This window comes from Pseudomonas sp. Z3-8, assembly GCF_051131975.1.
In the GTDB taxonomy this organism is placed as follows: Bacteria; Pseudomonadota; Gammaproteobacteria; order Pseudomonadales; family Pseudomonadaceae; genus Aquipseudomonas.
In genome coordinates this window covers 1597350-1624028 of the sequence record NZ_CP071643.1, presented here as the reverse complement: position 1 = coordinate 1624028, position 26679 = coordinate 1597350, and the positions used below count along the sequence as shown (strand labels likewise).

Below are 26679 nucleotides of genomic sequence, written 5' to 3'. Positions count from 1 at the left end.
GAAATAACGGTTTTTTTTGGCGGATATGTCCCTGCCCGTCGGCGCGAGGATGGCCGCTGGTCCACAAGCCTGATAAAATCGCGCGCCTTCGCAGACCGGCAATGGCTGGGCACCCGGAATAATTCGTACAACGGTTATTCAATGGCCCCGGCGATCGGTCGTTACCCAGAAATCCCCCCTTTAAAGGCCTGGATCATGAGCAAGCAACCCTCCCTGAGCTACAAGGACGCCGGTGTAGACATCGACGCCGGTGAAGCATTGGTCGAACGCATCAAGAGCGTCGCCAAGCGCACCGCGCGCCCGGAAGTCATGGGCGGCCTGGGCGGTTTCGGCGCCCTCTGCGAGATCCCGGCCGGCTACAAGCAACCGGTCCTGGTCTCGGGTACCGACGGCGTCGGCACCAAGTTGCGCCTGGCCTTGAACCTGAACAAGCACGACAGCATCGGCATCGACCTGGTGGCCATGTGCGTGAATGACCTGGTGGTCTGCGGCGCCGAACCACTGTTCTTCCTCGACTACTACGCCACCGGCAAACTCAACGTCGACACCGCCGCCCAGGTCGTGACCGGCATCGGCGCCGGCTGTGAATTGTCCGGCTGCTCGCTGGTCGGCGGCGAAACCGCTGAAATGCCAGGCATGTACGAAGGCGAAGACTACGACCTGGCCGGTTTCTGCGTCGGCGTCGTGGAAAAGGCCGAGATCATCGACGGCTCGAAAGTCGCCGCCGGCGACGCCCTGCTCGCCCTGCCATCTTCCGGCCCGCACTCCAACGGCTACTCGCTGATCCGCAAGATCATCGAAGTCTCGGGCGCCGATATCGAGAACACCCAGCTCGACGGCCAGCCACTCGCCGACCTGCTGATGGCCCCGACGCGCATCTACGTCAAGCCGCTGCTCAAGCTGATCAAGGATACCGGCGCCGTCAAGGCCATGGCCCACATCACTGGTGGCGGTCTGCTGGACAACATCCCGCGCGTGCTGCCAAAAGGCGCCCAGGCCGTGGTCGACGTGGCGAGCTGGACCCGTCCGGCGGTGTTCGACTGGCTGCAGGAAAAAGGCAACGTCGATGAAACCGAAATGCACCGCGTGCTGAACTGCGGCGTGGGCATGGTCATCTGCGTGGCCCAGGAGCACGTCGAAACCGCGCTGAACGTCCTGCGCGACGCGGGCGAGCAGCCTTGGGTCATCGGCCAGATCGCCACCGCGGCCGAAGGCGCCGCACAGGTCGAGCTGAAAAACCTCAAGGCACACTGATGTCCGCAACCTGTGACGTCGTGGTGCTGTTGTCCGGCACCGGCAGTAACCTGCAGGCCCTGATCGACAGTACACGGACCGACGACAGCCCGGTCCGGATCCGCGCGGTGATTTCCAACCGCGCCGATGCCTACGGCCTGCAACGTGCCAAGGAGGCGGGTATCGATACCCGCGTCCTCGATCACCAGGCGTTCGACGGTCGCGAGGCCTTCGATGCCGCGCTTATCGAACAGATCGACGCCTTCAATCCGCAACTGGTGGTCCTGGCCGGTTTCATGCGCATCCTCAGCGCCGGTTTTGTGCGTCACTACCAAGGCCGCCTGTTCAATATCCATCCGTCGCTGTTGCCCAAACACAAAGGGTTACACACTCACCAGCGTGCGCTGGAGGCCGGTGACACGGAGCATGGCTGCTCGGTTCACTTTGTCACCGAGGAACTCGATGGCGGACCACTGGTCGTACAGGCAGTAATACCGGTAGAGTTGCACGACACGCCGCAAAGCCTGGCGCAACGGGTCCACGCCCGCGAACACCAGATCTACCCGATGGCCGTGCGTTGGTTTGCCGAAGGCCGGCTGACACTCGACGATCGCGGAGCCTCACTGGACGGCCAGTTGCTCGCCGCCAGCGGCCATTTGATTCGATACTAGGAGATTTTATGCGTCGCGCCCTGCTCTTCGCTTGCGCTCTGCTTGCCCTGCCCCTGGCACAGGCCGCAGACCTTCAACCGTTCTCCGCCAGCTATACCGCCGACTGGAAACAGCTGCCCATGAGCGGCACCGCCGAGCGCAGCCTGACCAAGGAGGCCAACGGCACCTGGAAGCTGAGCTTCAAGGCATCGATGATGATCGCCAGCCTGACCGAAGAAAGCACCCTGACCCTGGACAAGGACACCCTGCTGCCGCAGTCCTATCACTTCGAGCGCGGTGGCCTGGGCAAGGCCAAGAAGGCTGACCTGGATTTCGACTGGAATGCCAAGATGGTCACCGGCACCGATCGCGGTGACGCGGTCAAGCTTCCGTTGAATCGCGGCATGGTTGACAAATCCACGTACCAACTGGCCCTGCAGCACGACGTGGCGGCCGGTAAGAAAAGCATGAGTTATCAGGTCGTCGATGACGGTGAAATCGATACCTATGACTTCCGCGTGCTTGGTTCGGAAAAAGTCGACACCAAGGCCGGCCAGATCGACGCCATCAAGGTCGAGCGCGTGCGCGACCCGACACAAAGCAAGCGCATCACCGTGCTCTGGTTCGCCAAGGACTGGGATTACCTGCTGGTACGCTTGCAGCAAGTCGAGACCGACGGCAAGGAGTACAACATCATGCTCCAGGACGGTACGGTCAACGGCAAGGCTGTGAAAGGCAGCTGATCCATACCGGCAACAAAAAGCCTCGCACATGCGGGGCTTTTTGTTGCCCGAGTTTCAAGCCCACCACCTATACCTGTGGGAGCGAGCTTGCTCGCGATAGCGGTGAGTCAGCCTGCATCGATATTGAATGTGCGACCGCTATCGCGAGCAAGCTCGCTCCCACAGGGGTTTTGCTTTCACTCAAGGCTTGCCGCTACAACATGAAACCTTCTTCATGAACGCCACCTGCGACCGAATGCCGCGCACCGCCTGGCCTGCAGGATCACTGCGCTTTGCATGAAGACTTCTTAACGAACCGGGGCATTTACTTAGCTCGCTATCCAAATCTATAACAAAACCCTGCACACGCCTTGCTGCAGATAACAGAGATTGGAGCTTGCAAGATGACTGTGAAAGTAACTGAACGCGACGACGCCCACATGTCCCACGAAGGTATTGCCGCCGGTATCCGGATCTGGGATGTGCATCAACAGGATCTGCTGGTGGGCATGTTCCATTCCGAGACGGACGCTCATAACTACAAGGCCGAGCTGGAACGTGAGGAGCGGCAGCGTTTGCGTGACACCTCGCATTCCTGAACCACGCAAAACACCTGTGGGAGCGAGCTTGCTCGCGATAGCGGGGCATCAGCCAACATCTCTGTCACTGATAGGCCGCTATCGCGAGCAAGCTCGCTCCCACAGGGTTTGTGTTCAACTCAATAGTATTTCCCCGCTTACCACATCAAATCATCAGGAATCTGATACGCCGCGTACGGATCATCGGCATCCACTTCTTCGGTCTGGGTGTTGAGCTGGACGATGCGCTTGGGGTCGCGCTCCTGGATCTTCAGCGCCGCTTCGCGCGGGATCACTTCATAGCTCCCGGCATGATGGACGATCGCCAGGGAACCGCTGCTCAGCTTGTTACGCATCAGCGCATTGACCGAGATGCGCTTGACCTTCTTGTCGTCGACGAAGTTGTAGTAGTCATCGGTGGTCAGCTTCGGCAGGCGCGACACCTCGATCAATTGCTTGATCTGCGCGGCACGGGCCTTCTGCTCGGCCTTTTCCTGCTGCTGGCGGTTGAGCTCCTGGTCGCGCTTGACCTTCTCGGCCATGGCTTCCTGGGCCGCACGCTGCTGGGAGTCGTCCAGTTCGACCTGGCCCTTGTGGGCCAGGCGTTGCTGCTTCTGTTTCTCTTTGCCGACCTGCTTGGCTTGCTTTTGGTTGACCAGCCCTGCTTTGAGCAACTGGTCGCGAAGGGAAAGGCTCATGGTGCTTACTCACTTAGGCAACGGCCTCAGCCACAGCTGGGCAAATTCTTTTCCTGACGTTTGGCTTCGCCCCACAAGGCGTCCAACTCTTCGAGGGTGCAATCTTCCATGGGACGGTGGGTCTCGCGCAATGCCTGTTCGATAAATTGGAAACGTCTTTCAAACTTTGCATTGGCGCCACGCAGGGCCGTTTCGGGGTCGACCTTCAAGTGTCGAGCCAGGTTTACGACGCTGAACAGCAGGTCACCCACTTCGTCGCTGATGGCCGCGGTGTCATTGTCCGCCATGGCTTCGAGCACTTCGTCGAGCTCTTCACGGACCTTATCGAGCACCGGTAGCGGTCCCGGCCAATCGAAACCGACCTGGCCGGCGCGCTTCTGCAACTTCGCCGACCGCGACAAGGCCGGCAATGCCGTCGGTACATCGTCAAGCAATGACAACTGCTCGGGCACCGAGGCCTTCTCGGCGCGCTCCTCTGCCTTGATTTCCTCCCAGCGCTGCTTGACCTGCTCTTCGCTCAGGCGCGGGGTATCCTCGGCTGCGTAAAGGTCACCGGTGGGAAACACATGGGGATGGCGGCGAATCAGCTTGCGGGTGATGCTATCGACCACGCTGGCGAATTCGAAACGGTTTTCTTCCCGGGCCAGCTGGCAGTAATACACCACCTGGAACAGCAAATCGCCCAATTCGCCTTGAAGGTGATCGAAGTCGCCGCGCTCGATGGTGTCGGCCACTTCGTAGGCTTCCTCCAGGGTGTGAGGGACGATGGTTGCGTAGGTTTGCGTGATGTCCCACGGGCAGCCGTATTGCGGGTCGCGCAAGCGGTTCATCAGGTGGAGCAGGTCTTCGAGGCTGTACATCAATCATCCCACCAAAAAAATCCCTGTGGGAGCGAGCCTGCTCGCGAAAGCGGTACATCAGTCAAAACATACCAGCTGACACACCGCCTTCGCGAGCAGGCTCGCTCCCACACTTTTGGACTGTGCCTCACCTTTAACCCGGCGTCCGATTACGCCGGGTCTCGATGATGTTCGGCAACTGGGAAATCCGCCCCAGCAACCGCCCCAGTGCATCCAGCCCCGGAATCTCGATCGTCAGGGACATCAGCGCGGTGTTGTCCTCCTTGTTCGAGCGGGTGTTGACCGCCAGCACGTTGATCCGCTCGTTGAGCAGCACCTGAGACACGTCACGCAGCAGGCCGGAACGGTCGTAGGCGCGGATGATGATGTCCACCGGGTAGGTGAGCACCGGCACCGGGCCCCAACTGACCTGGATGATCCGCTCCGGTTCGCGACCGGCCAGTTGCAGCACCGAGGCGCAATCCTGGCGGTGAATGCTCACGCCACGGCCCTGAGTGATGTAGCCGACGATCGCATCCCCCGGCAGCGGCTGGCAGCAGCCCGCCATCTGGGTCATCAGGTTGCCCACGCCCTGGATCTGGATGTCGCCGCGCTTGCCAGGCTTGTAGCCGGTGGCCTTGCGCGGGATCAGTTCCAGTTGCTCGTTGCCGCGTTCCGGCTCAACCAGTTGCTGGGCGAGGTTGACCAGTTGCGCCAGGCGCAGGTCGCCGGCGCCAAGGGCGGCGAACATGTCCTCGGCGGTCTTCATGTTGGCTTTTTCAGCCAGCTTGTCGAAATCCACCTGCGGCAGGCCCAGGCGACTCAGCTCGCGCTCGAGCAGGGTCTTGCCGGCGGCAACGTTCTGGTCGCGAGCCTGCAACTTGAACCAGTGGACGATTTTCGCTCGCGCCCGCGAAGTGGTGATGTAGCCCAGGTTCGGGTTCAGCCAGTCGCGGCTCGGCGTGCCGTGCTTGCTGGTGATGATTTCGACCTGCTCGCCGGTCTGCAGGCTGTAGTTGAGCGGCACGATCCGCCCGTTGATCTTGGCGCCACGGCAGTTGTGGCCGATCTCGGTGTGCACCCGGTAGGCGAAGTCCAGCGGCGTCGCGCCCTTGGGCAGGTCGATGGCGTGGCCGTCGGGCGTGAAGATGTAGACCCGGTCCGGCTCGATGTCGACCCGCAGCTGTTCCGCCAGGCCGCCGATGTCACCCAGTTCCTCGTGCCATTCCAGCACCTGGCGCAGCCAGGAGATTTTCTCTTCGTAATGGTTGGACCCGGACTTGACGTCGGTGCCCTTGTATTTCCAGTGGGCGCAAACCCCCAGCTCGGCTTCTTCGTGCATGGCATGAGTGCGGATCTGCACTTCCAGGACCTTGCCTTCGGGGCCGATGACCGCGGTGTGCAGCGAGCGGTAGCCGTTTTCCTTGGGGTTGGCGATGTAGTCGTCGAACTCCTTCGGAATGTGCCGCCACAAGGTGTGGACGATCCCCAGCGCGGTGTAGCAATCGCGCATTTCCGGAACCAGCACGCGCACGGCGCGAACGTCGTAGATCTGGCTGAATTCGAGGCCTTTGCGCTGCATTTTGCGCCAGATCGAATAGATGTGCTTGGCCCGGCCACTGATATCGGCTTCCACGCCGGTGGCCTGCAATTCCTCACGCAACTGAGTCATGACATCGGTAATGAAGCGCTCCCGATCCAGCCGTCGTTCATGCAACAGCTTGGCGATCTGCTTGTACTGGTCAGGCTCCAGGTAGCGGAAGGACAAGTCCTCCAGCTCCCACTTGATATGACCGATACCGAGACGGTGAGCCAGCGGCGCGTAGATGTCGAACACCTCACGGGCGACACGGTTGCGCTTTTCATCGTCGGCGGATTTCACGGCGCGGATCGCGCAGGTGCGCTCGGCCAGCTTGATCAGCGCGACACGCACATCGTCGACCATGGCCACGAGCATCTTGCGCAGGTTTTCCACCTGGCCCTGGGTGCCCAGGACCATGGACTGGCGCGGGCTGAGGCTGGCGCTGATGGCCGCCATGCGCAACACGCCGTCGATCAGCTTGGCGACCACGGTGCCGAAACGCTGGTTGACCATCGGCAGCTGGATCTGCCCTTCACGCACGCCGCGGTACAGCACCGCGGCGACCAGCGAGTCCTGGTCGAGCTTGAGGTCGGCGAGGATTTCGGCGATCTCAAGGCCCGTCTGGAAACTCGAGGTGCCTTCGGACCACAGGTTCTTCGCCGCGTTGTGTTGCTGTTCTGCCTCGCGAGCGAACTCGCAGGCTTGCTTCAAGGCTTCGCGATCCAGTGCCGGATCGATACTGACCGCGTGATCGAGCCAAGCCTCGAGATTGATACTGCCGTCGGTGTTGATCGGCTGGTGTGCTCTCACCTGTACCATCTTTACTTACCTTCCCTATGACGCAGATTCAATGCGTCCACATCGCTGACCTTCGTTGCCCGTGTTTCCGCCCAGGGCTGTGGCGGGTCGGCACGAACGGGTCAGTCGGACAAGCCATCCTGGCTCGCTTCAAATAACGCCATGGCCTCGACATGCGCCGTCTGAGGAAACATATCGAGAATCCCGGCACGTTTTAACCGGTAGCCCTGCTTGATCAATTCGACCGTGTCCCGGGCCAAAGTTGCCGGGTTGCACGACACATAAACCAGCCGCCTGGCACCCAGCGAGGCCAGCTTGCGCACCACCTCGAAAGCACCATCACGGGGTGGGTCCAAGAGTACCGCAGAAAAGCCTTCGCCGATCCACTCGGCACCCGCCAAAGGCTGGGATAAATCGGCCTGAAAAAAGGCAGTGTTATGCAAATTGTTGCTGAGGGCGTTCGCCGCCGCGCGCTCGACCATGGTCTGCACGCCCTCCACCGCCACGACCTCGCGCACCTGCCTGGCCAGCGGCAAGGCAAAGTTGCCCAGGCCACAGAACAGGTCCAGCACTCGCTCATCGGGTCGAGGCGCCAGCCATTGCAGCGCCTGGGCGACCATCGCCTCGTTGACGGCGGCGTTCACCTGAATGAAATCCCCCGGCCGGTAAGCCAGTTCCAGGTCCCAGCTTTCCAGGCGATAACCCAGGGCCTGGCCCGGATCGACCGGTTGCGGCTCGCCTTCGCCATGCAGCCACAACTGGGCTTCATGGAACGCGCAGAAATCCTTGAGGATCGTCAGGTCGGCTTCCGACAACGGCGCCATATGCCGCAGCAATAACGCCAGGGACGAGCCGGCGAACAACTCGACATGACCGAGCGCCTGGGGTTTGCCCAAGCGACGGAGCATTTCCGGCAGGCGACTCATGATCGGCTGCAAGGGCTGTACCAGCACCGGACATTCACCGATGGCTACGATGCCCTGGCTGCCGACGGCACGGAAACCCACTTCAAGATTTTTTGCTTTCTGATCCCAACGCACCGCCACCCGGGCGCGACGTCGGTAGCCGAACTCCGGCCCGCTCAACGGCGCGGCCCACTCATCCGGCTCGACACCGGCCACCCGCGACAGTTGCTCGGCGAGCATGCGCTGTTTCAGGGCAAGCTGTTCGCCATGGGGCAAATGCTGGACGCTGCAACCGCCGCAGCGACCGGCATGCACGCAGGGCGCTGCACGACGCAGTTCGCTGGAGGAAAACACCCGTTCGGTGCGGGCCTCGACCACTTTGCCGTGGGCACCGAGCACCCGCGCCTCGACCTCTTCACCAGCCAGGGCGCCGATGACAAACCAGGTCCGCCCGTCGACAAACGCAATGCCCCGGCCATCGTTGGCCAGGCGTTCAATGGTCAGGCGCTGCTTCTTGCCGGTGGGCACTTGCGGGGCCCGGCTTCCGCCGCTGGGCTGGAAGCGCAAGCCTCTTTCTTGTTTGGCCATCAGTTGGGCGCGTCGAAGATGCCGGTCGACAGGTAACGGTCGCCACGGTCGCAGATGATCGCGACGATCACTGCATTTTCCACTTCCTTCGACAAACGCAGCATGCCCGCCACGGCACCGCCCGAAGACACGCCGCAGAAAATACCTTCTTCACGGGCCAGGCGACGGGTCACGTCTTCGGCTTCGCTCTGGGCCATGTCGATGATGCGATCCACGCGATCGGCCTGGTAGATCTTCGGCAGATATTCCTCGGGCCAGCGGCGAATGCCGGGGATGGCCGAGCCTTCCATCGGTTGCAGGCCGATGATCTGCACGTTCGGGTTCTGTTCTTTCAGGTAGCGAGAAGTACCCATGATGGTGCCGGTGGTGCCCATCGAGCTGACGAAATGGCTGATCGTGCCATCGGTCTGGCGCCAGATCTCCGGGCCGGTGGTGGTGTAGTGGGCTTCTGGATTGTCGCCGTTGGCGAACTGATCCAGCACCTTGCCCCGGCCCTCGGCCTGCATGCGCTCGGCCAGGTCACGGGCGCCTTCCATGCCCTCTTCCTGGGTCACCAGGATCAGCTCGGCGCCATAGGCCGTCATCGCCGCCTTGCGCTCGGCGCTGGAGTTGTCCGGCATGATCAGGATCATCTTGTAGCCCTTGATCGCCGCCGCCATCGCCAGGGCGATGCCGGTGTTCCCGGAGGTCGCCTCGATCAGCGTGTCGCCGGGGCGGATCTGGCCGCGCAATTCGCCACGGGTGATCATCGACAGCGCCGGCCGGTCCTTGACCGAACCCGCCGGGTTGTTGCCTTCGAGCTTGAGCAAAAGCGTATTGCTGGTCGCGCCAGGCAGGCGCTGCAAGCGAACCAGCGGAGTGTTGCCGACGCAATCGGCGATGGTTGGGTACTGCAAAGTCATGGCGTATTCGCAATCCGGGCTGCGGGGGCGCCTATCATACCGGCAAACCCGGCGAGGCCATATCACGCAAAGTGTGGTGGTTATGGCTTATGGGAATAAGCAGCTTTAGCCCAAACGCATTCCCGTGGCGAGGGAGCTTGCTCCCGCCGGGTGACGAAGTCGCCCCAATTCGGGTTTGGTGGTGTCAGGCAGGTTGCAGGGGGCCGCTTCGCGCCCCAGCGGGAGCAAGCTCCCTCGCCACGGGGGCGGTGGCTGCTTGAGTGGCGACCAGACGCAGGTTCAACCGCAAGCCCTTCCTGCCGTTCTGCGCCCACAGCCGCCCACCCTGGCGCGCCAGCGCATTACGGGCAATGCTCAGGCCCAGCCCGAAACCGCCGTCTCCCGGGCGAGAGCCATCGAGACGGGTGAACGGGTCGAAAATACGCTCAAGATCCTGCTCGGCCACGCCACCGCCGTCGTCTTCAAGCCACAGCAGCCAGAAACCGCCCTCACGTCGACCGTCCAGCCGCACCACGCCGCCGGGCGGCGAGTGCCGGATGGCGTTGCGCAGGATGTTTTCCAAAGCCTGCGCCAAGGTATTGAGGTTGCCTTGGACCCAGCAATCGGCATCGACCGCGCATTGCAGTTGAGCGCTGGGCCAGCCGCTTTCGTAACAGGCATTTTCCGTGAGCATTTCCCACAAGGCCTGGACCTGGATCGCCTCGACCGCCAACGGCGCGCGTTCGGTGTCGAGCCAGGCCAGTTGCAGGGTGTCCTCGACCAGTCGCTGCATGCCCTCGACTTCCCGGGCGACGCGCTCGCGCAACTGGTCCAGGTCCTGCTCGCTGTCGCTGGCGACTTGCAGGCGACTCAGCGGTGTGCGCAGCTCATGGGACAGGTCGCGGAGCAGTTGCTGTTGCAGCGCGACGGTCGATTGCAACCGCTCGGACATGTGATCGAACGCCCGCCCCAGCTCGCCCAGTTCATCGGCACGCTCGGTGGTGCGGCTGGACAGGCGCACGCCCAGCTGATCGGCCCGCCAGGCATTGGCCTGTTCGCGCAGTTGATTGAGCGGCACCACCAGCAGGCGATACAGCCCGACACAGAGCAACAGCGTGAACAGCCCGGGAATCACGCCGTTGGTCATCACGCGCCAGAACAACTGGTACTGCCCCGGCAGGAAACGCTCGGGCAGTTCGATCACCAGACTGCCGACGGACGGGTCGCCGGGGAACGGCACCCGCAGCCACGGTCGGCCCTTCTTGTGGATCGGCCAATCCAGACCACGGAGGAAGGTCAGCCGCTCGACCTCTTTCTCGGTCAACGGCTGCCCACTCAACGATTGCAGGTCGGGGCCGATCACCCCCACCCAGCTTGCCTCGCGCGGCTGCATGCCTTGCAACCAGCGGTCCACTCCCGCCTGTTGACCGGAACGCCACGCGTGCTCGGCCTCGGCGGCGTAACGCGTGAGGGTGCCGCGGGCCTGGTCCGAGAGAAACTGGTTGCGCTCCTCCATATAACGGCCCCAGGACCAGCTCAGCCAGATCATCAGCAGACAGAACGCCACCAGCAGGCATGCCAGTTTCCAGAACAACGAGTGCCGCCCAGGCAGATCAGACCACTTCATCGACGGCACTCAACAGGTAGCCCTTGCCCCACACCGTGCGCAGCTCCCGCGCGGTGTAGCCGATAGACTTGAGCTTGCGGCGGATCTGGCTGACATGCATGTCCAGGCTGCGATCATGTGGTGCATAGCCGCGCTGCAACACATGCTGATAGAGGAAGGCCTTGCTCAGGACTTCACTGTCGCTGCGGTGCAGGACGTCGAGCAAACGGTATTCGCTGCGCGTCAGCCCTGCCCATTGGCCCTGGACCTGTACATCGCTGCGTTGCTCATCAAAGTCCAGGTCCTGCGCCTGGGGCAGAGTCATCATTTGGGCCGGGCGCCGATCCAGCGCCACTCGGCGCAGGATGGCCTCGATGCGCACACGCAACTCCGCCATGCTGAACGGTTTGGGCAGGTAATCGTCGGCGCCGAGGCGAAAGCCGCTGATGCGATCCGCTTCCGCGCCCAGGGCAGACATCAGCAACACCGGGGTCGAATGGCTCCTGCGCAAACGGGTCAGCACCGCGAGGCCATCCAGCCCGGGCAGCAGGATGTCCATCAAGACCACGTCGAAAGCCTGCCGGCAGGCGATATCCAGGCCATCCTGGCCGTTCTGGCACCAGGTCACTTCGAAGCCGCTGCGGGCCAGGTGCTCATGGACATAAGCGCCCAGCACGGGGTCGTCTTCGATGGCAAGGATGCGCGGCGGCACAGCGGGGATGGGATTCATCAGTATCTGCAAACAATTCTCAGTTGAACGATTATTCAAGATCGGCTCCCGACAGGCAACCGCCGTGTATCGCCACGGCAAATGGCCAGCAGATCGGGATGCGCGAGGAGATGAATTTTACGAAGAAGGCTCGCCTGCAAATCGCTACACTGCGCAGATGTTGCGCGCCGGATGCGCGCAAAGCTCAATCGGACCGCTGGATGCAGGAGACAAGTGTGCTCAAGAAACTGGGAATCAAAGGCCGTGTGCTGCTGCTCACCCTGCTGCCGACCACCTTGATGGCGCTGGTCCTGGGCGGTTATTTCACTTGGATGCAGCAATCGGACCTGCACGCTCAGTTGCTGCAACGCGGTGAAATGATCGCCGAACAATTGGCACCGCTGGTCGCTCCGGCCATGAGCCGCCAGGACATCGAGCTGCTGGAACGCGTCGCCACCCAGTCCCTCGAGCAAGCCGACGTTCGCGCGGTGACCTTCCTCGCCCCCGACCGCACACCGCTCGCCCATGCCGGCCCGACCATGCTCAACCGGGCGCCGGAGGGCAACAGCAGCCAACTGCTGCAACGCACCGGCAACGACGCCACACGCTACCTGCTGCCGGTGTTCGGCAAGCATCGCAACCTGGCTGGCGAACTGATTCCCGAAGAAGCCGATCGCCTGCTGGGCTGGGTCGAGCTGGAGCTGTCCCACAGCGGCATGTTGCTGCGCGGTTACCGCAGCCTGTTCGCCAGCCTGTTGCTGATCGCCGCCGGCCTGGGTTGCACCGCGCTGCTGGCCCTGCGCATGGGCCGCACCATCAATCGACCGCTGAGCCAGATCAAGCAGGCCGTGGCGCAGCTCAAGGACGGGCATCTGGAAACCCGCCTGCCACCGTTGGGCAGCCAGGAGTTGGATGAGCTGGCGTCGGGTATCAATCGCATGGCCGGCACCTTGCAGAATGCCCAGGAAGAGTTGCAGCACAGCATCGACCAGGCCACCGAAGACGTACGCCAGAACCTGGAAACCATCGAGATCCAGAACATCGAACTGGACCTGGCCCGCAAGGAAGCGCTCGAAGCGAGCCGGATCAAGTCCGAATTCCTCGCGAACATGAGCCATGAAATCCGCACGCCGCTCAACGGCATCCTCGGTTTCACCCATTTATTGCAGAAAAGCGAGCTGACCCCGCGCCAGCTCGACTACCTGGGCACCATTGAAAAATCCGCCGACAGCCTGCTCGGCATCATCAACGAGATTCTCGACTTCTCGAAGATCGAGGCCGGCAAGCTGGTGCTCGACAGCATCCCCTTCAACTTGCGGGACCTGCTGCAGGACACCCTGACCATCCTCGCCCCCGCCGCCCACGCCAAACAGTTGGAGCTGGTGAGCCTGGTCTACCGCGACACGCCGTTGTCGCTGGTGGGTGACCCGCTGCGGCTCAAGCAGATCCTCACCAACCTGGTGAGCAACGCCATCAAGTTCACCCGTGAAGGCACCATCGTCGCCCGCGCCATGCTCGAAGATGAGCACGAAGACAGCGTGCAGTTGCGCATCAGCATCCAGGACACCGGCATCGGCCTGTCCAGCCAGGACGTGCGGGCGCTGTTCCAGGCCTTCAGCCAGGCCGACAACTCCTTGTCCCGGCAGCCCGGCGGGACCGGGTTGGGCCTGGTGATTTCCAAGCGACTGGTGGAACAGATGGGCGGTGAGATCGGCGTCGACAGCACGCCGGGCGAAGGCTCGGAGTTCTGGATCAGCCTGCGCCTGCCCAAGACCCGCGACGACGCCGAAGACCTGCCCGGCCCGCCGCTGCTGGGGCGCCGCGTGGCGGTTCTGGAAAATCACGAGCTGGCCCGCCAGGCCTTGCAGCACCAGTTGGAGGACTGCGGTTTGCAGGTGACGCCGTTTAATACCCTGGAAAACCTGACCAACGGCGTCACCGTCGCCCATCAGACGGACCAGGCGATTGACCTGGCCGTGCTCGGCATCACCAGCAACGACATGCCGCCGGAGCGTCTCAACCAGCACATCTGGGACCTCGAGCACCTGGGCTGCAAGGTGCTGGTGCTGTGCCCCACCACCGAACAGACGCTGTTCCATCTCTCGGTGCCCAACCCCCACAGTCAATTGCAGGCCAAGCCGGCCTGCACCCGCAAGCTGCGCCGGTCGCTTTCCGACCTGGTCAACCCGCGCCCGACCCGCACCGAACCCAATGAACCGGTGGCCAGCCGCGCGCCCAAGGTGTTGTGCGTGGACGACAACCCGGCCAACCTGCTGCTGGTGCAGACCCTGCTCGAAGACATGGGCGCCCGGGTGCTGGCGGTGGAAAGTGGTTACGCGGCGGTCAAGGCCGTGCAGAAGGAAACCTTCGACCTGGTCCTGATGGACGTACAGATGCCCGGCATGGATGGCCGCCAGAGCACCGAAGCGATCCGCCAATGGGAAAGCGAGCGGCATTGCACGCCACTGCCGATCGTCGCCCTCACCGCCCACGCCATGGCCAACGAGAAGCGGGCCCTGTTGCAAAGCGGCATGGACGACTACCTGACCAAGCCCATCAGCGAGCGGCAATTGGCCCAGGTCGTACTCAAGTGGACCGGCCTGGCGCTGCGCAACCAGACCCCGGATCGGGGCGCTGATGCCCAAGGCAGCAGCGAGCTGCTGGTGCTCGACCACGAGGAAGGCCTGCGCCTGGCCGCCGGCAAGGCCGACCTGGCGGCGGACATGCTGGCGATGTTGCTCGCTTCCCTTGAAGCCGACCGCGAAGCGATCCGCCAGGCCAGCGAGGCCAACGACCACAACGCGCTGATCGAACGGGTCCACCGCCTGCACGGGGCCACGCGCTATTGCGGCGTACCGCAACTGCGCGCCGCCTGCCAGCGCAGCGAAACCTTGCTCAAGCAGCAAGACCCGCGGGCTGCCGCGGCCCTGGACGATCTGGACCGTGCCATCCACAGGCTGGCCAGCGAGGCGCGCATCAGCGCCTGACCCAGCGCAATGGTCACCGGCACAATGGCTGTTAAGCTCGGTTCATCCCAGCGCCAGGAGGCCGCCATGCGTGCAATTCTATTCAGCAGCCAGACCTACGATCGTGACAGTTTCAGCAAGGCCGCCGTACCTGCCGGCCTTGAATTGCAGTTCCAGCCGGCACGCCTGAGCCTCGACACCGTGGCCCTGGCCGAACGGTGCGAGGTGGTGTGCGCCTTCATCAACGACGACCTGAGCGCGCCGGTGCTGGAACGGCTCGCGGCCGGCGGCACCCGGCTGATTGCCCTGCGCTCGGCCGGCTTCAACCATGTCGACCTGCCCGCCGCCAAGCGTCTGGGGTTGAGCATCGCCCGGGTGCCGGCCTACTCGCCCCATGCGGTGGCTGAACATGCGGTGGCATTGATCATGGCCTTGAACCGCTGCCTGCACCGCGCCTGCAACCGCACCCGGGACGGCAATTTCAGCCTGAATGGCCTGACCGGCTTCGACCTGGTGGGCAAGACCGTGGGCGTGGTCGGAACAGGACAGATCGGCGCGACCTTCGCCCGGATCATGGCCGGTTTCGGTTGCCAGTTGCTGGCCTACGACCCGTTCCCCAACCCTCAGGTCGAAGCCTTGGGGACCCGCTACCTGCCTTTGGCCGATCTGCTGGCGCAGGCGCAGATCATCAGCCTGCACTGCCCGCTCAACGACCAGAGCCGACACCTGATCAATGCTCATTCCCTGGCAACCCTGCAACGCGGCGCCATGCTGATCAACACAGGACGCGGCGGCCTGGTGGATACGCCGGCACTGGTCGAAGCGCTGAAAAGCGGCCAGCTGGGTTACCTGGGGCTGGATGTCTACGAGGAAGAGGCCGAATTGTTTTTCGAGGACCGCTCCGACCTGCCGTTGCAGGACGACGTGCTCGCGCGGCTGCTGACCTTCCCCAATGTCGTGGTGACCGCACACCAGGCGTTCCTGACTCGCGAAGCACTGGCCGCGATTGCCACCACCACCCTCGACAACATCGCCGCCTGGGCGGCTGGCGCTCCGCAGAATCTGGTGGATGGCTGACTCATCCCCTGTGGGAGCGAGCCTGCTCGCGAAGACGGTGTGTCAGCCACACATCGATCGACTGAGGCGCCGCTTTCGCGAGCAGGCTCGCTCCCACAGGGGGATTTCGTCGGCCCGCCCCGCTTGTAGGCGATGCCCAAGCCAGCCCCCGTGCTAGCATATCGCGCCTATCTGGAGGACCCATGGCCGAACACGATTTTCGCTACACCCTGATGAACCCGCAGCACACCTTGACCGAGGTCCGCGCCCTGGCGCCGGGCCGTTACCAGGTCACCGGCAATGGCGGCTCGATCCAGGCCAACGACGTATTGCTCGTCACCCTCAAGGGCAGCAAGGACCTTTCCATGCGCCTGACCGTCGACACCGTTCGCCATCTGCTCAAGCCGATCGGCCAATGGACCGCCATGACCACCGGTCCGGTGTTCGGTGAACTGGCGATCCACACCTGGCAGGTCAAGTGCGACCAATGCGCCAAGGAACTGAGCTTCGAGTTCGCCGTCGATGCCAAGCTCGGCACCAAGGCCCAGAAACCGGCCGCCAGCGCACGCATTGCCGAGCTGGGCTGGACGACCGACGGGGAGAAACACCGCTGCCCGAAATGCCAGGAAGCCGCCTGATGAAACATCTGGTCCTGGCCACGCTGATGGGCGTCGGCCTGATGGGTTGCGCCGCCGATCCGGTGCGACTGCAACCCAACCGCAGCTACATCCTCGAATGGATCGGCGAGCGGCCGTTGATGGATTACAGCCACCTGACCATCACCCTCGACGATGACGGTCGTGCCTACGGCAATGCCGGCTGCAACCACTGGTTTGCGCCCTACACCCTGGAAGGCGACCGCTTGAGTTTCGGCAAGATCGGCAGCACCCGCAAACTCTGCGCCCCGGCGTTGATGGAGCAAGAGACGCGTTTCTTGCAGACGCTGGAGAAGGTCGAACGCTGGGACGTGTCTCCTACGGGCCAGACGCGTTTCTGGCCGGCCCAGGGCAAGCCGCTGCGGTGGTGGCTGGAAGAGGGTTGATACCTGGGCTGACCGATGCACCAGTCCGGACTAGAGAAAAGGTTGGCTCCTGTGGCCTGGTCACCCCCCCCTGTGGCGAGGGAGCTTGCTCCCGCTGGGCTGCGAAGCGGCCCCAAAATGGATCTGCCACTGCGCTGTGTCAGATAGAAAGCAGGGGCCTGCTGCGCAGTCCAGCGGGAGCAAGCTCCCTCGCCACAAAAGCCCCTGCCACAGTTGTTCATTTCAATGCCTGCAAAGCCTCCAGCCTGGCCATTACCGCCGCCGCCGTCTGCTCTCCCAGCAATTGTTCACGCACCTTGCCCTGGGTATCGACGATGTACGTCACCGGCAGGCCTTCACTGCGCGGGACATCAAAGAACTCGGCCGGATCCCGGGCCAGTACGGTGAAGCGGATGCCCAGCTTCTCGCTGGCGCTCTTGAGTTCTTCGCCTTGCACCTGATCGAAGTTGACCCCGAAGACACCTACGTTGCGTCCCTTGAGTTGTTCGGCCAAGGCATTAAATTCGGGGATTTCAGTGCGACACGGCGCGCACCACTCGGCCCAGTAGTTGAGCACCAGCCATTGTTTGTCCAGCCGCTGCGCGGCAATCGGCTGACCGTTCTGGTCCACGCCGTAATCGTTGCCGCAGCCGCCGAGCAATAAAAAGCCGATGAATGTCAGTGCCGCCGCCAATCGCCTTGCCATGTGCCGATCCTTGTCTGAATGTGGACAGCTGCGCGACCCATCAGGTGCTAGGGGCCTCGCAGCACAGTAGAATAGCCGCCACCTTACGCAAGATGCGACCCGCTCATGACTGATCTGACGCTTTATCACAACCCGCGCTGCTCCAAATCCCGCGGTGCGCTGGAACTGTTGCAAGCCCGTGGCCTGGCGCCAACCGTGGTCCGCTACCTCGAAACCCCGCTCGACGCTGCGCAGTTGGAGCGGCTGCTGGGCAAGCTCGGCATCGATGCACGCCAGTTGTTGCGCACCGGCGAAGATGAATACAAGACCCTCAACCTGGCTGACGAAAGCCTGAGCCAGGCGCAGTTGATCGCCGCCATCGCCGCCCACCCGAAACTGATGGAACGGCCGATTCTCGAAGCAGGCGACAAAGCGGTGATCGGCCGCCCACCGGAGAAAATCCTGGAGATCCTGCCGTGAGCACGCCCTATATCCTGGTGCTGTATTACAGCCGCAGTGGCTCTACCAACGAAATGGCCCGCCAGATCGCCCGCGGCGTCGAGCAGGCCGGGCTTGAAGCCAGGTTGCGCACGGTGCCGGCGATCTCCACCGAGTGCGAGGCGGTGGCGCCGGATATCCCCGAACAGGGCCCGCTCTACGCCAGCCTCGATGATCTGAAGAACTGCGCCGGCCTGGCCCTGGGCAGTCCGACCCGCTTCGGCAACATGGCCGCGCCGCTCAAATACTTCCTCGACGGCACCAGCAACCTCTGGCTGACCGGCGCCCTGGTGGGCAAGCCGGCCGGGGTGTTCACCTCCACCGCGAGCCTGCATGGCGGCCAGGAAACCACGCTGTTGTCGATGATGCTGCCACTGCTGCACCACGGCATGCTGATCACCGGCCTGCCCTACAGCGAGTCGGCCCTGATCGACACCCAGGGCGGCGGCACGCCTTACGGCCCGAGCCACCACGCCGGCGCCGACGGTAAAAGCGGCTTGAATGAACACGAAGTCGCCCTGTGCCGCGCCTTGGGCCTGCGCCTGGCAAAAACCGCTTTGTTGCTGGAGAACGGCCGTGGCTAAGAAGCCGAAGATCCTGCCGCCGGTCGAGTGGCTGGAGCCGCGTGTGCACATCGCCCGTAACCTCAGCCTGTTGTGCTTTTTCGGCCTGGTGGGGCTGCTCAGCGGGTATTACCTGCTGATCGCCGACCTGCACGGCGCGCGCCCCTGGGTGATTCTGCTGATCGAACTGGTGCCACTGCTGATACTCGCGCCAGGCATGCTCAGCGGCAGCGCGCGCGGGCATTCATGGATGTGCTTCGTGGTGAACCTGTATTTCATCAAGGGCGCGCTGGCGGCCTACGATCCGAACCGGCAATTATTCGGCCTGCTGGAGATGGCGGCGAGCGTGGCGCTGTTCTGCTCGGCGTTGCTGTATGTGCGCTGGCGGTTCCAGTTGAATCGGCGGTTGGCCGGCGAAGGCGAGATCTCTGTCGCCTGATAGACCGCCTTCGCGAGCAGGCTCGCTCCCACAGGGGATTTGTGAACACCACAGATCCAGTGTGGGAGCGAGCCTGCTCGCGAAAGGAGCGACGCGGTCTCAATGATTCACGGTATAAGCCAGCATCATCGATATCTGGCTCAGCGGCCGCCCGCCACTCTCTTCATGCCACTGATTGAACGCATTCTGCACCGTCGCCAGGTCCCGCTGGCTGGTCGGGACTTTATCGATGATGTCCTGGGCGTTGAGCGCCGCTACGACGTCATAGCTGGGCACGAACGTGTCCTTGCCCATCATCCGCAGGAAACGCGGCGCCGACAGGCCGCCCAACTGATGGCCGTGTTTTTTCAGGTAGGTCCACAAGCCGACGATATCGGTCACCGGCCAATCGGCCATCATCGCACCGAAGCTGCCCTTTTCATGGGCCACATCCAGCACCAGCTGCGCGTTGCGCGGCACGCTCTTGAGCTTGCCCAGGTGGCGGATGATCTGTGCATCCTGCATCAGCCGCTCCAGGTGCTCGGCACTCATCAGCACGACCTTTTCCGGGTCGAACCTGAAAAACACCTCTTCGAACGCCGGCCATTTCGCATCGACCAGGCTGTGCTTGAGCCCGGCGCGAAATACTCGCAGCGCCATGGTCGAGAGGTAGCGATCATCGCTGATCTTGCGCAGTTGCGCCGGGGTCTTGGGTACAGGCAGGTGGGCTTCCAATTCAGCCGCCGAACCGAAGCGGTTCAGACAATACTCGTGCAGCCACTTGTAATCGCGCATGCCCTCTCCTGGGATTGAAATGAAAACGGCGCTTGCAAGCGCCGTGAATGCAAGCTGTCGGTAGCGTCAGAGATTCACCACATTGACGAACCGCGGCGTGGCGCTTTCGTCGATGCGCAGGCTGGCGAAATCGAACAGGTTGCGGTCCGCCAGTTGCGACGGAATGACGTTTTGCAGGCCACGGAAAATGCTCTCGGTACGGCCTGGGGTCTTGCGCTCCCATTCCTGGAGCATCTCCTTGACCACCTGGCGTTGCAGGTTTTCCTGGGAACCGCACAGGTTGCAGGGAATGATCGGGAACTGCTTGAAATCCGAATAGGCCTGGATGTCCTTCTCGCTGCAATAGGCCAGCGGACGGATCACCACGTTGCGCCCGTCGTCGGCGCGCAGCTTGGGCGGCATGGCCTTGAGCGAGCCGTTGTAGAACATGTTGAGGAAGAAGGTCTCGACGATGTCGTCGCGGTGGTGACCCAGGGCCATCTTGGTCGCGCCGATCTGGTCAGCGAAGGTATAGAGCGTTCCACGGCGCAGGCGCGAGCACAGCGAACAGGTGGTCTTGCCTTCGGGGATCAGTTCCTTGACCACCGAATAGGTGTCTTTCTCGACGATGTGATATTCAACGCCCAACGATTCGAGGTAGGCCGGCAGCACGTGCTCGGGAAAGCCCGGCTGCTTCTGGTCCATGTTCACGGCGACGATGTCGAACTTGATCGGCGCAACCTTCTGCAAATGCATCAGCACATCGAGCAAGGTGTAACTGTCCTTGCCGCCGGACAGGCAGACCATGACCTTGTCGCCATCCTCGATCATGTTGAAATCGGCGACGGCCTCACCGGCCAGGCGGCGCAGGCGCTTTTGCAGTTTGTTCTGGTTGACCGTGAGAGTGCCCATGACGCGAAATCCGTGAGGTGTGACGAAAGGCCGGCATTTTACGCAAAAAATCCCTCCCGTGGCACCGCCCTTCGTGGCGAGGGAGCTTGCTCCCGCTGGGTCGGTCCGACGCTTCGGGCGAAGCGACCCTCTGGGACTGCCCTGTTGGCGTCTGCTTCGCAGCCGAGCGGGAGCAAGCTCCCTCGCCACGGGCGGATTTGCCTGGCGTAAGGCTCAGCGCACAGATCAGGTCGCGATTAAGCCGCTTCGTTACAGCGCGATTTGCTCTAAGCCGCCCATCCCCTTGACGGTCACTCCTTTCTATACTGCGGCATAAGGTCGCACACACTTACAGACCTTTACTTACCCGGCCCTTTGGCCCGTAGGCGCTCCGTTGGGGGGCGATGGCAATAACAAAGGAGTGACTGACTATGATCCATCATGTCGTGGGGCTCTTTACCCACCCTGATCAAGAATGGAAGGAAATCCGTGGCGATCAGGAGGAAAGCATCAGCCACATGTACCTCACCCACACGCTGATCCTCGCGGCTATCCCGGCGGTGTCGGCATTCATCGGCACCACGCAGGTGGGATGGGTCATCGGCAATCGCCCACCGGTCATGCTCACCCTGGAAAGCGCGCTGTGGATGACCATCATGTCGTACCTCGCGATGTTGGGCGGCGTGGCGGTGATGGGCGCGTTCATCCACTGGATGGCCCGCACCTATGACGCCAACCCGAGCCTGGCCCGTTGTGTCGCGTTCGCCACCTACACCGCGACGCCGTTGTTCATCGGCGGGCTGGCGGCGCTCTACCCGCACATGTGGCTGGGAATGATCGTCGGCACCGCGGCGATCTGCTACACGGTCTACCTGCTGTACGTGGGTTTGCCGACATTCATGAACATCCCGCAGGACGAAGGCTTCCTGTTTTCCAGCTCGGTGCTGGCCGTCGGCCTGGTCGTGCTGGTCGCCATCATGGCGTTCACGGTCATTGTCTGGGGGTTGGGCGTGGGTCCGGTCTATACCAACTGAAGGCTTGCACAAGCCCTCCAACAAAAAAACGATCTGCCAACACAGGCCGCCGCAAGGCGGCCTTCCTGTGCCTGGGGCCGGCGAAACGACCGCTGGGCAGCTAGGCGATTCGCAACGGCCAGCGCTTGCGGCATACTCGGCTTTCTGGAGACCCGTAAAGCATGCTCGAGCAACTCAATACCCGCGTCGAAGAGTGTTACCAACAAGCCGAATCCTTTTTCAAACGTTCTTTCAAACGCCCGGTGGTCAGCCTCAAGTTGCGCGGCCAGAAGGCCGGTGTCGCGCACCTTCATGAAAACCTGCTGCGTTTCAATCCTCAGCTGTACCGGGAGAACACCGACGACTTCCTCAAGCAGACCGTTGCCCACGAAGTCGCGCACCTGATCGCCCATCAGTTGTTTGGCGACCGCATCCAGGCCCATGGCGAGGAATGGCAACTGATCATGCGCGGGGTCTACGAACTGCCGCCCAACCGTTGCCACACCTACGAGATAAAACGCCGCACCGCCACCCGCTACATCTACAAGTGCCCGTGCGACGGCAGCGACTTCCCCTTTACCGCACAGCGCCACAGCCTGGTCCGCCAGGGGCGGCGGTACTTGTGCCGCAGTTGTCGCAATACGTTGGTGTTCAGCGGGGAGACGCGGGTCGAGTAGCCTGGATTAGTCGTGTCTTGGCCGGCCTCATCGCGAGCAAGCTCGCTCCTACAGGGGATTTTGTGAGCGCCGCAGATCCAGTGTGGGAGCGAGCTTGCTCGCGATGAGGCCAGAAAGCACGCTACACAACCACCCGGTCATCCCGCAGCCGGGCAATCCGTTCATCATTGAACCCCAACTCCCGCAACACCTGCTCCGTATGCGCCCCCAGCCTCGCGCCTATATGCCGAGGCTCGGGCAAGCCTTCGGAAAACTTCAACGGGCACGCCATCTGCGCCTGGCTCGACCCGTCGCCACGGGGCACCCGGGTGACCAGATGCCTGGCCTTCAACTGCGGATGCTCAAGCGCTTCGTCCAGCTCCAGCACCGGTTCGACGCAGGCATCCACCTCGGCGAATAGCGCGCAAAGGTCAGCAAAATCGCGCTTCTCGAACTCGGAGCGCAATTGCTCTTTGAGCCGCTGCTGTTGCTCGGGCGCCAGCCCTTGGGCGGCGAGCTCCGGCCGCCCCAGGGCCGCGCACAGTGCCTGCATGAACCCTGGCTCGAGGCTGCCCACCGACATCCAGCGACCATCTCGCGTGCGGTAGTAATCATAAAAACTGCCACCGTTCAGCGCATGGTTTTCCCAACCCGGTTTCACACCGCAGGCCAGGTAACCGGCGCCGGCCAGTGCGTTCAGGCTGAAGACGCAGTCGGTCATGCTCACGTCCAGGTGCTGGCCCTGCCCGCTCTGCTGGCGGGCAATGACCGCCGCCAGCAGGCCGATCACCCCGTGCAGCGAACCGCCGGCGATGTCCGCCGCCTGGATGCCCAGCGGCAGCGGCCCGCTGTCGGCCCGACCGGTGTGGCTCGCCAGCCCGGCCAGGGCCAGGTAGTTGATGTCATGGCCGGCGCGATCCTTGAACGGGCCGGTCTGGCCATAACCGGTGATCGACACGTAGATCAGCCGGGGATTGATCGCCTTCAAGGCTTCGTAACCCAGGCCCAGCCGCTCCATCACGCCGGGGCGGAACTGTTCCAGCAGGATGTCGTGGTCGTCCAGCAACCGCTTGATGATCTCCAGTGCCGCCGGCTGCTTGAGGTCCAGGGCCAGGCTGCGCTTGTTGCGGTTGAGGTACGCATGGCTGGCCGAGGTGCCCTGGTCATGGGGCGGCAATATCCGCAGCAGGTCAGGACGCTCCGGCGATTCGATGCGCAGCACCTCGGCGCCCATGTCCGCCAGCAACAACGAGGCGAACGGGCCGGGCAGCAGGGTGGAAAAATCCAGAACCTTGAGCGATGCCAGTGGGCCTTGCATGAGTGATCTCCGCTTGAATGGTGCGTTCAAGACTAGGCAGGGCCTGGCGATGGGGCAATTACCGGGGGCGTCGTTCGGGCTGACAAATCCGCTCAGTGCGAGGGTTGTCGTGGCGAGGGAGCTTGCTCCCGCTGGGTTGCGAAGCAGCCCCAGGATCTATCTGCCACCGCATAGCTTCAGGTCATACGCAGGGGACTGCTGCGCAGTCCAGCGGGAGCAAGCTCCCTCGCCACAAAAGCGCCTCACCTGGAAAATGCGGCGCAACAAAAAACCCGCCGAAGCGGGTTTTTCGTTGCAGCCTGAAGCTTACTTCACAGCGCCTGGAGCAGCGGATTCAGCCGCGACAATCTGCGCTTGCGCGATCTGCTCGTCATCTTCACGCACGTCGGAGATACCGCGACCACCGGAAGCCAGCTCGGTCTGCAACTGGTCTTCGTCCAGTTCCTTGACCCACTTGGCAACCACGATAGTAGCAACGGCGTTACCGACCAGGTTGGTCAGCGCACGAGCTTCGGACATGAAGCGGTCGATGCCGAGGATCAGCGCCAGGCCGGCAACCGGCAGGTGGCCCACGGCCGACAGGGTGGCCGCCAGTACGATGAAGCCGCTACCGGTTACGCCGGCAGCACCTTTGGAGGACAGCAGCAGGACCAGCAACAGGGTGATCTGATGCGTGATGTCCATCGGGGTGTCGGTGGCCTGGGCAATAAACACCGCAGCCATGGTCAGGTAGATCGAAGTACCGTCGAGGTTGAACGAGTAGCCAGTCGGGATTACCAGGCCCACCACGGACTTCTTGGCACCCAGGCGCTCCATCTTGATCAGCATGCGTGGCAAGGCCGATTCCGACGAGGAGGTGCCCAGCACGATCAGCAGTTCTTCACGGATGTAGCGGATCAGCTTGATCACGCTGAAGCCGTGGGCGCGGCAGATGGCACCCAGCACCACCAGCACGAACACCACGCAGGTGATGTAGAAGCAGATCATCAGCTGGCCCAGTTGCACCAGCGAACCGACACCGTAGGCGCCGATGGTGAAGGCCATGGCACCGAACGCACCGATCGGCGCGAGCTTCATGATCATGTTGATGATAATGAACATGACGTGGGCGAAGCGGTCGATGAAGTCCAGCACCGGCTTGCCGTAGGCACCCAGGCGATGCAGGGCGAAACCGAAGAGCACCGAGAACATCAGCACTTGCAGGATGTCGCCGTTGGCGAAGGCGCCGACGATGGTGTTCGGAATCACGTTGAGGATGAAGGCAACGATGCTCTGGTCTTTACCGGCGTTGATGAAGCCGGCGATCTTGCTGGTGTCCAGGGTCGACACGTCGATGTGCATGCCGTTGCCCGGCTGCACGACGTTGACCACGACCAGGCCGATCAGCAGGGCAATGGTGGAAACGATTTCGAAATAGAGCAGTGCATAGCCGCCGGTCTTGCCGACCGATTTCATATTCTGCATGCCGCCGATGCCGCTGACGACGGTACAGAAAATGATCGGTGCGATGACCATCTTGATCAGTTTGATGAACCCGTCACCGAACGGCTTGAGGGCAACGCCGGTCTGCGGGTAGAAGTGGCCGAGCAGAATGCCGATGGCAATGGCTACGATCACCTGGAAATACAGGGATTTGTACAGTGGCTGACGAGTCGTCATGGCAAACCTTCCTCAAGAGTCTCGTGTGACAACATCCACCTGTTGTCCACGACACCTCAATTGCGAACCCTCCTGCACTGGAGGGATTTGTTTTTTGTCGGCTGCACGCGGCAGACCTGTGTATGGCATCGCAAGGCCCGTGCCATTTTTACGAAACGTCCTACAAGTGCCGGGGCAGACGGCGTTTGCTTCTTACCTGGAAATTAAACGCACGCCCAAACTTGGCGGTTTTCCGCCAACCTCCCGCGTCACGTTCCTGGATTTGGCGGATATCCGCCTTGTCGAGCCCCGACGCCCTGTTACCATTCGTCCGCTCAACGGACGGATTTGTGCCATGCGCCAACGCACCATCGCCAGCCACTTCGCCCGCGCCGCCCTGGGTGGCGCGCGTCGGCAGGGGTTCGACTACGTTCCCCTGCTGCAGCAACTGGGCATCAGCCCGGAGCTGCTGGACGAGCCGCGCGCGCGAATTGCCCCCGAGCAATTCGCCCGCCTGTTGCAGGCGCTGTGGGTCGCATTGGCGGACGAATACCTGGGATTTGGCCGGGCACCGAGTAAACCCGGGACGTTCGCCATGATGTGCCACACGTTGATCCACTGTCGGACGCTGGGCAAGGCGCTGCAGCGCGGCCTGTTGTTCTACAGCCTGTTCCCCGACGCCCCGAGCCTGACCCTCGAAGCTGAAGGCGAACGGGTAAGGCTGAGCCTGGACGAGTCGACACTGTGTGATCCCGACCACTTCCTGGCCGAAAGCCTGCTGGTCATCTGGCATCGCCTCGGCAGTTGGCTGATCGGCCAGCGGATCGGCCTGGAACAGGCGACCTTCAGCTATGCCAGGCCAGGCCACGGCGCGGAGTACGACTTGCTGTTCCCCTGCCCCTTGGTCTTCGAGGCGCGAAGCAGCAGCTTGTTATTCCATGCCCGCTACCTGGAGATGCCGTTGCTCCAGGACGAGCGAACCCTCAAGCACTTTCTCGAACGCTCCCCCGCCGACCTGCTCTCGCGCCCGGACGATGGCCACAGCCTCACCAGCCAATTGCGGCGCCTGCTCAGCCGCGACACGGCGCGCTGGCCGGACCTGGACACGGTCGCGGCGCATCTGCATATCAGCTCGCAGACCCTGCGCCGGCATCTGCGCGAGGAAGGCACCAGCTTCCAGGAGCTCAAGGATCAGTTGCGGCGGGATATCGCCATCTACCACCTGGGCCGCGCGGACCTGTCGTTGCAGCAGATCGCCGAACAGCTGGGGTTCTCCGAACCGTCGGCGTTTCATCGGGCGTTCAAGAAGTGGACGGGGGTGACGCCGGGGGCTTATCGGGAGCAGGAGAACTGAGTGGTGAGTCAGGGGCGGGTTATTGCGGCCCCCTTCGCG

Annotated in this window: 26 protein-coding genes; 14 read left to right on the top strand and 12 right to left on the bottom strand. The window is 62.7% G+C overall.

Annotated features, from left to right (window positions below):
* Positions 1 to 195: 195 nt before the first annotated feature.
* From purM to J3P94_RS07635, 4 genes are all read left to right on the top strand, one after another.
* The gene (purM, locus tag J3P94_RS07650) at positions 196 to 1254 is read left to right on the top strand and encodes a phosphoribosylformylglycinamidine cyclo-ligase (RefSeq protein WP_434572426.1); all 1059 of its coding nucleotides are present in this window, start codon (positions 196 to 198) and stop codon (positions 1252 to 1254) included.
* Positions 1254 to 1904, top strand: coding sequence for a phosphoribosylglycinamide formyltransferase (purN, locus tag J3P94_RS07645; protein ID WP_434572425.1), 651 nt, complete (start codon positions 1254 to 1256; stop codon positions 1902 to 1904). The genes purM and purN overlap by 1 nt, the downstream gene beginning before the upstream one ends.
* Positions 1905 to 1912: 8 nt before the next feature.
* Positions 1913 to 2626 (top strand): DUF3108 domain-containing protein, encoded by a 714-nt coding sequence (locus J3P94_RS07640; protein ID WP_305499421.1) that lies wholly within the window; start codon positions 1913 to 1915, stop codon positions 2624 to 2626.
* 383 nt (positions 2627 to 3009) lie between these two features.
* On the top strand, positions 3010 to 3204 hold the full coding sequence (locus J3P94_RS07635; RefSeq protein WP_434572423.1) for a hypothetical protein: 195 nt from the start codon (positions 3010 to 3012) through the stop codon (positions 3202 to 3204).
* A gap of 137 nt (positions 3205 to 3341) precedes the next feature.
* Here the strand turns inward: J3P94_RS07635 and J3P94_RS07630 are convergent, their stop codons facing one another.
* The 7 genes from J3P94_RS07630 to J3P94_RS07600 all read right to left on the bottom strand — a co-directional run bounded on the left by J3P94_RS07630 (position 3342) and on the right by J3P94_RS07600 (position 11810).
* Positions 3342 to 3881, bottom strand: coding sequence for a DUF2058 domain-containing protein (locus tag J3P94_RS07630; protein WP_305499418.1), 540 nt, complete (start codon positions 3879 to 3881; stop codon positions 3342 to 3344).
* Between the two features lie 26 nt (positions 3882 to 3907).
* Positions 3908 to 4741, bottom strand: a complete 834-nt coding sequence (gene mazG / locus J3P94_RS07625) for a nucleoside triphosphate pyrophosphohydrolase (protein WP_434572421.1) — start codon at positions 4739 to 4741, stop codon at positions 3908 to 3910.
* Between the two features lie 133 nt (positions 4742 to 4874).
* The gene (relA, locus tag J3P94_RS07620; protein ID WP_305499415.1) at positions 4875 to 7121 is read right to left on the bottom strand and encodes a GTP diphosphokinase; all 2247 of its coding nucleotides are present in this window, start codon (positions 7119 to 7121) and stop codon (positions 4875 to 4877) included.
* A gap of 101 nt (positions 7122 to 7222) precedes the next feature.
* Positions 7223 to 8593, bottom strand: coding sequence for a 23S rRNA (uracil(1939)-C(5))-methyltransferase RlmD (gene rlmD, locus J3P94_RS07615; RefSeq protein WP_434572419.1), 1371 nt, complete (start codon positions 8591 to 8593; stop codon positions 7223 to 7225).
* Positions 8593 to 9495 (bottom strand): cysteine synthase CysM, encoded by a 903-nt coding sequence (gene cysM / locus J3P94_RS07610; RefSeq protein WP_305499413.1) that lies wholly within the window; start codon positions 9493 to 9495, stop codon positions 8593 to 8595. The genes rlmD and cysM overlap by 1 nt, the downstream gene beginning before the upstream one ends.
* 184 nt (positions 9496 to 9679) lie before the next feature.
* Complete coding sequence (locus tag J3P94_RS07605; RefSeq protein WP_434572418.1) at positions 9680 to 11101, bottom strand: histidine kinase sensor domain-containing protein; 1422 nt, start codon at positions 11099 to 11101, stop codon at positions 9680 to 9682.
* Positions 11088 to 11810: a response regulator transcription factor gene (locus J3P94_RS07600; RefSeq protein WP_434572417.1), complete on the bottom strand. Its 723-nt coding sequence runs from the start codon at positions 11808 to 11810 to the stop codon at positions 11088 to 11090. Before J3P94_RS07600 ends, J3P94_RS07605 begins: the two co-directional genes overlap by 14 nt.
* 215 nt (positions 11811 to 12025) lie before the next feature.
* Here J3P94_RS07600 and J3P94_RS07595 point away from each other — a divergent pair, with 215 nt between their 5' ends.
* The 4 genes from J3P94_RS07595 (at position 12026) to J3P94_RS07580 (ending at position 16853) form a co-directional block, all read left to right on the top strand.
* Positions 12026 to 14776 carry a response regulator gene (locus J3P94_RS07595; protein ID WP_434572415.1) on the top strand — a complete coding sequence of 917 codons (2751 nt, stop codon included), beginning with the start codon at positions 12026 to 12028 and terminating at the stop codon, positions 14774 to 14776.
* A gap of 66 nt (positions 14777 to 14842) precedes the next feature.
* On the top strand, positions 14843 to 15832 hold the full coding sequence (locus tag J3P94_RS07590; RefSeq protein WP_434572414.1) for a 2-hydroxyacid dehydrogenase: 990 nt from the start codon (positions 14843 to 14845) through the stop codon (positions 15830 to 15832).
* Positions 15833 to 16014: 182 nt separating this feature from the next.
* Positions 16015 to 16449: a hypothetical protein gene (locus tag J3P94_RS07585; protein WP_434572413.1), complete on the top strand. Its 435-nt coding sequence runs from the start codon at positions 16015 to 16017 to the stop codon at positions 16447 to 16449.
* Positions 16449 to 16853 (top strand): META domain-containing protein, encoded by a 405-nt coding sequence (locus J3P94_RS07580; RefSeq protein ID WP_434572412.1) that lies wholly within the window; start codon positions 16449 to 16451, stop codon positions 16851 to 16853. Before J3P94_RS07585 ends, J3P94_RS07580 begins: the two co-directional genes overlap by 1 nt.
* A gap of 217 nt (positions 16854 to 17070) precedes the next feature.
* On the opposite strand, the gene J3P94_RS07575 is transcribed toward J3P94_RS07580, so the two are convergent.
* Complete coding sequence (locus J3P94_RS07575; protein ID WP_434572411.1) at positions 17071 to 17538, bottom strand: TlpA family protein disulfide reductase; 468 nt, start codon at positions 17536 to 17538, stop codon at positions 17071 to 17073.
* A gap of 105 nt (positions 17539 to 17643) precedes the next feature.
* Between J3P94_RS07575 and arsC the strand changes: the two genes are divergently transcribed.
* From arsC to J3P94_RS07560, 3 genes are read left to right on the top strand one after another with little or no spacing between them, the layout of a single operon-like run.
* Positions 17644 to 17997, top strand: a complete 354-nt coding sequence (gene arsC / locus J3P94_RS07570; RefSeq protein ID WP_305499404.1) for an arsenate reductase (glutaredoxin) — start codon at positions 17644 to 17646, stop codon at positions 17995 to 17997.
* Positions 17994 to 18599, top strand: coding sequence for an NAD(P)H:quinone oxidoreductase (gene wrbA, locus J3P94_RS07565; protein WP_434572410.1), 606 nt, complete (start codon positions 17994 to 17996; stop codon positions 18597 to 18599). The genes arsC and wrbA overlap by 4 nt, the downstream gene beginning before the upstream one ends.
* Positions 18592 to 19017, top strand: coding sequence for a DUF2069 domain-containing protein (locus tag J3P94_RS07560; RefSeq protein ID WP_305499401.1), 426 nt, complete (start codon positions 18592 to 18594; stop codon positions 19015 to 19017). Before wrbA ends, J3P94_RS07560 begins: the two co-directional genes overlap by 8 nt.
* A 99-nt stretch (positions 19018 to 19116) precedes the next feature.
* On the opposite strand, the gene J3P94_RS07555 is transcribed toward J3P94_RS07560, so the two are convergent.
* Together J3P94_RS07555 and ttcA are read right to left on the bottom strand one after the other, a co-directional pair.
* Positions 19117 to 19791, bottom strand: a complete 675-nt coding sequence (locus J3P94_RS07555; protein ID WP_434572409.1) for a DNA-3-methyladenine glycosylase I — start codon at positions 19789 to 19791, stop codon at positions 19117 to 19119.
* Positions 19792 to 19857: 66 nt separating this feature from the next.
* Positions 19858 to 20682 carry a tRNA 2-thiocytidine(32) synthetase TtcA gene (gene ttcA / locus J3P94_RS07550; protein WP_434572407.1) on the bottom strand — a complete coding sequence of 275 codons (825 nt, stop codon included), beginning with the start codon at positions 20680 to 20682 and terminating at the stop codon, positions 19858 to 19860.
* 410 nt (positions 20683 to 21092) lie between these two features.
* Between ttcA and J3P94_RS07545 the strand changes: the two genes are divergently transcribed.
* Together J3P94_RS07545 and J3P94_RS07540 are read left to right on the top strand one after the other, a co-directional pair.
* Positions 21093 to 21695 carry a Yip1 family protein gene (locus tag J3P94_RS07545; protein WP_305499396.1) on the top strand — a complete coding sequence of 201 codons (603 nt, stop codon included), beginning with the start codon at positions 21093 to 21095 and terminating at the stop codon, positions 21693 to 21695.
* A gap of 161 nt (positions 21696 to 21856) precedes the next feature.
* Entirely contained in the window at positions 21857 to 22351 is a 495-nt protein-coding gene (locus J3P94_RS07540; RefSeq protein WP_434572405.1) for a SprT family zinc-dependent metalloprotease, read from the top strand.
* Between the two features lie 121 nt (positions 22352 to 22472).
* On the opposite strand, the gene J3P94_RS07535 is transcribed toward J3P94_RS07540, so the two are convergent.
* A complete protein-coding gene (locus tag J3P94_RS07535; protein ID WP_434572403.1) occupies positions 22473 to 23648 on the bottom strand; it encodes a CaiB/BaiF CoA transferase family protein in 1176 nt (391 codons plus the stop codon).
* 306 nt (positions 23649 to 23954) lie between these two features.
* On the bottom strand, positions 23955 to 25307 hold the full coding sequence (locus tag J3P94_RS07530; RefSeq protein ID WP_305499392.1) for a dicarboxylate/amino acid:cation symporter: 1353 nt from the start codon (positions 25305 to 25307) through the stop codon (positions 23955 to 23957).
* Positions 25308 to 25641: 334 nt separating this feature from the next.
* On the opposite strand from J3P94_RS07530, the gene J3P94_RS07525 reads away from it, so the two are divergent.
* Positions 25642 to 26640, top strand: a complete 999-nt coding sequence (locus J3P94_RS07525; protein WP_434572402.1) for an AraC family transcriptional regulator — start codon at positions 25642 to 25644, stop codon at positions 26638 to 26640.
* Positions 26641 to 26679: the final 39 nt, after the last annotated feature.

Bases quoted from the DNA above. Each gene is read 5' to 3' on its own strand.
- J3P94_RS07530 (WP_305499392.1), bottom strand. From the start codon at position 25,307: ATGACGACTCGTCAGCCACTGTACAAATCCCTGTATTTCCAGGTGATC.
- purM (WP_434572426.1), top strand. From the start codon at position 196: ATGAGCAAGCAACCCTCCCTGAGCTACAAGGACGCCGGTGTAGACATC.
- J3P94_RS07540 (WP_434572405.1), top strand. From the start codon at position 21,857: ATGCTCGAGCAACTCAATACCCGCGTCGAAGAGTGTTACCAACAAGCC.
- J3P94_RS07575 (WP_434572411.1), bottom strand. From the start codon at position 17,538: ATGGCAAGGCGATTGGCGGCGGCACTGACATTCATCGGCTTTTTATTG.
- J3P94_RS07605 (WP_434572418.1), bottom strand. From the start codon at position 11,101: ATGAAGTGGTCTGATCTGCCTGGGCGGCACTCGTTGTTCTGGAAACTG.
- ttcA (WP_434572407.1), bottom strand. From the start codon at position 20,682: ATGGGCACTCTCACGGTCAACCAGAACAAACTGCAAAAGCGCCTGCGC.
- J3P94_RS07630 (WP_305499418.1), bottom strand. From the start codon at position 3,881: ATGAGCCTTTCCCTTCGCGACCAGTTGCTCAAAGCAGGGCTGGTCAAC.
- J3P94_RS07525 (WP_434572402.1), top strand. From the start codon at position 25,642: ATGCGCCAACGCACCATCGCCAGCCACTTCGCCCGCGCCGCCCTGGGT.
- J3P94_RS07635 (WP_434572423.1), top strand. From the start codon at position 3,010: ATGACTGTGAAAGTAACTGAACGCGACGACGCCCACATGTCCCACGAA.
- J3P94_RS07640 (WP_305499421.1), top strand. From the start codon at position 1,913: ATGCGTCGCGCCCTGCTCTTCGCTTGCGCTCTGCTTGCCCTGCCCCTG.
- J3P94_RS07555 (WP_434572409.1), bottom strand. From the start codon at position 19,791: ATGCGCGATTACAAGTGGCTGCACGAGTATTGTCTGAACCGCTTCGGT.
- J3P94_RS07585 (WP_434572413.1), top strand. From the start codon at position 16,015: ATGGCCGAACACGATTTTCGCTACACCCTGATGAACCCGCAGCACACC.
- relA (WP_305499415.1), bottom strand. From the start codon at position 7,121: ATGGTACAGGTGAGAGCACACCAGCCGATCAACACCGACGGCAGTATC.
- J3P94_RS07590 (WP_434572414.1), top strand. From the start codon at position 14,843: ATGCGTGCAATTCTATTCAGCAGCCAGACCTACGATCGTGACAGTTTC.
- J3P94_RS07580 (WP_434572412.1), top strand. From the start codon at position 16,449: ATGAAACATCTGGTCCTGGCCACGCTGATGGGCGTCGGCCTGATGGGT.
- rlmD (WP_434572419.1), bottom strand. From the start codon at position 8,593: ATGGCCAAACAAGAAAGAGGCTTGCGCTTCCAGCCCAGCGGCGGAAGC.
- J3P94_RS07545 (WP_305499396.1), top strand. From the start codon at position 21,093: ATGATCCATCATGTCGTGGGGCTCTTTACCCACCCTGATCAAGAATGG.
- mazG (WP_434572421.1), bottom strand. From the start codon at position 4,741: ATGTACAGCCTCGAAGACCTGCTCCACCTGATGAACCGCTTGCGCGAC.
- arsC (WP_305499404.1), top strand. From the start codon at position 17,644: ATGACTGATCTGACGCTTTATCACAACCCGCGCTGCTCCAAATCCCGC.
- J3P94_RS07600 (WP_434572417.1), bottom strand. From the start codon at position 11,810: ATGAATCCCATCCCCGCTGTGCCGCCGCGCATCCTTGCCATCGAAGAC.
- purN (WP_434572425.1), top strand. From the start codon at position 1,254: ATGTCCGCAACCTGTGACGTCGTGGTGCTGTTGTCCGGCACCGGCAGT.
- J3P94_RS07535 (WP_434572403.1), bottom strand. From the start codon at position 23,648: ATGCAAGGCCCACTGGCATCGCTCAAGGTTCTGGATTTTTCCACCCTG.
- cysM (WP_305499413.1), bottom strand. From the start codon at position 9,495: ATGACTTTGCAGTACCCAACCATCGCCGATTGCGTCGGCAACACTCCG.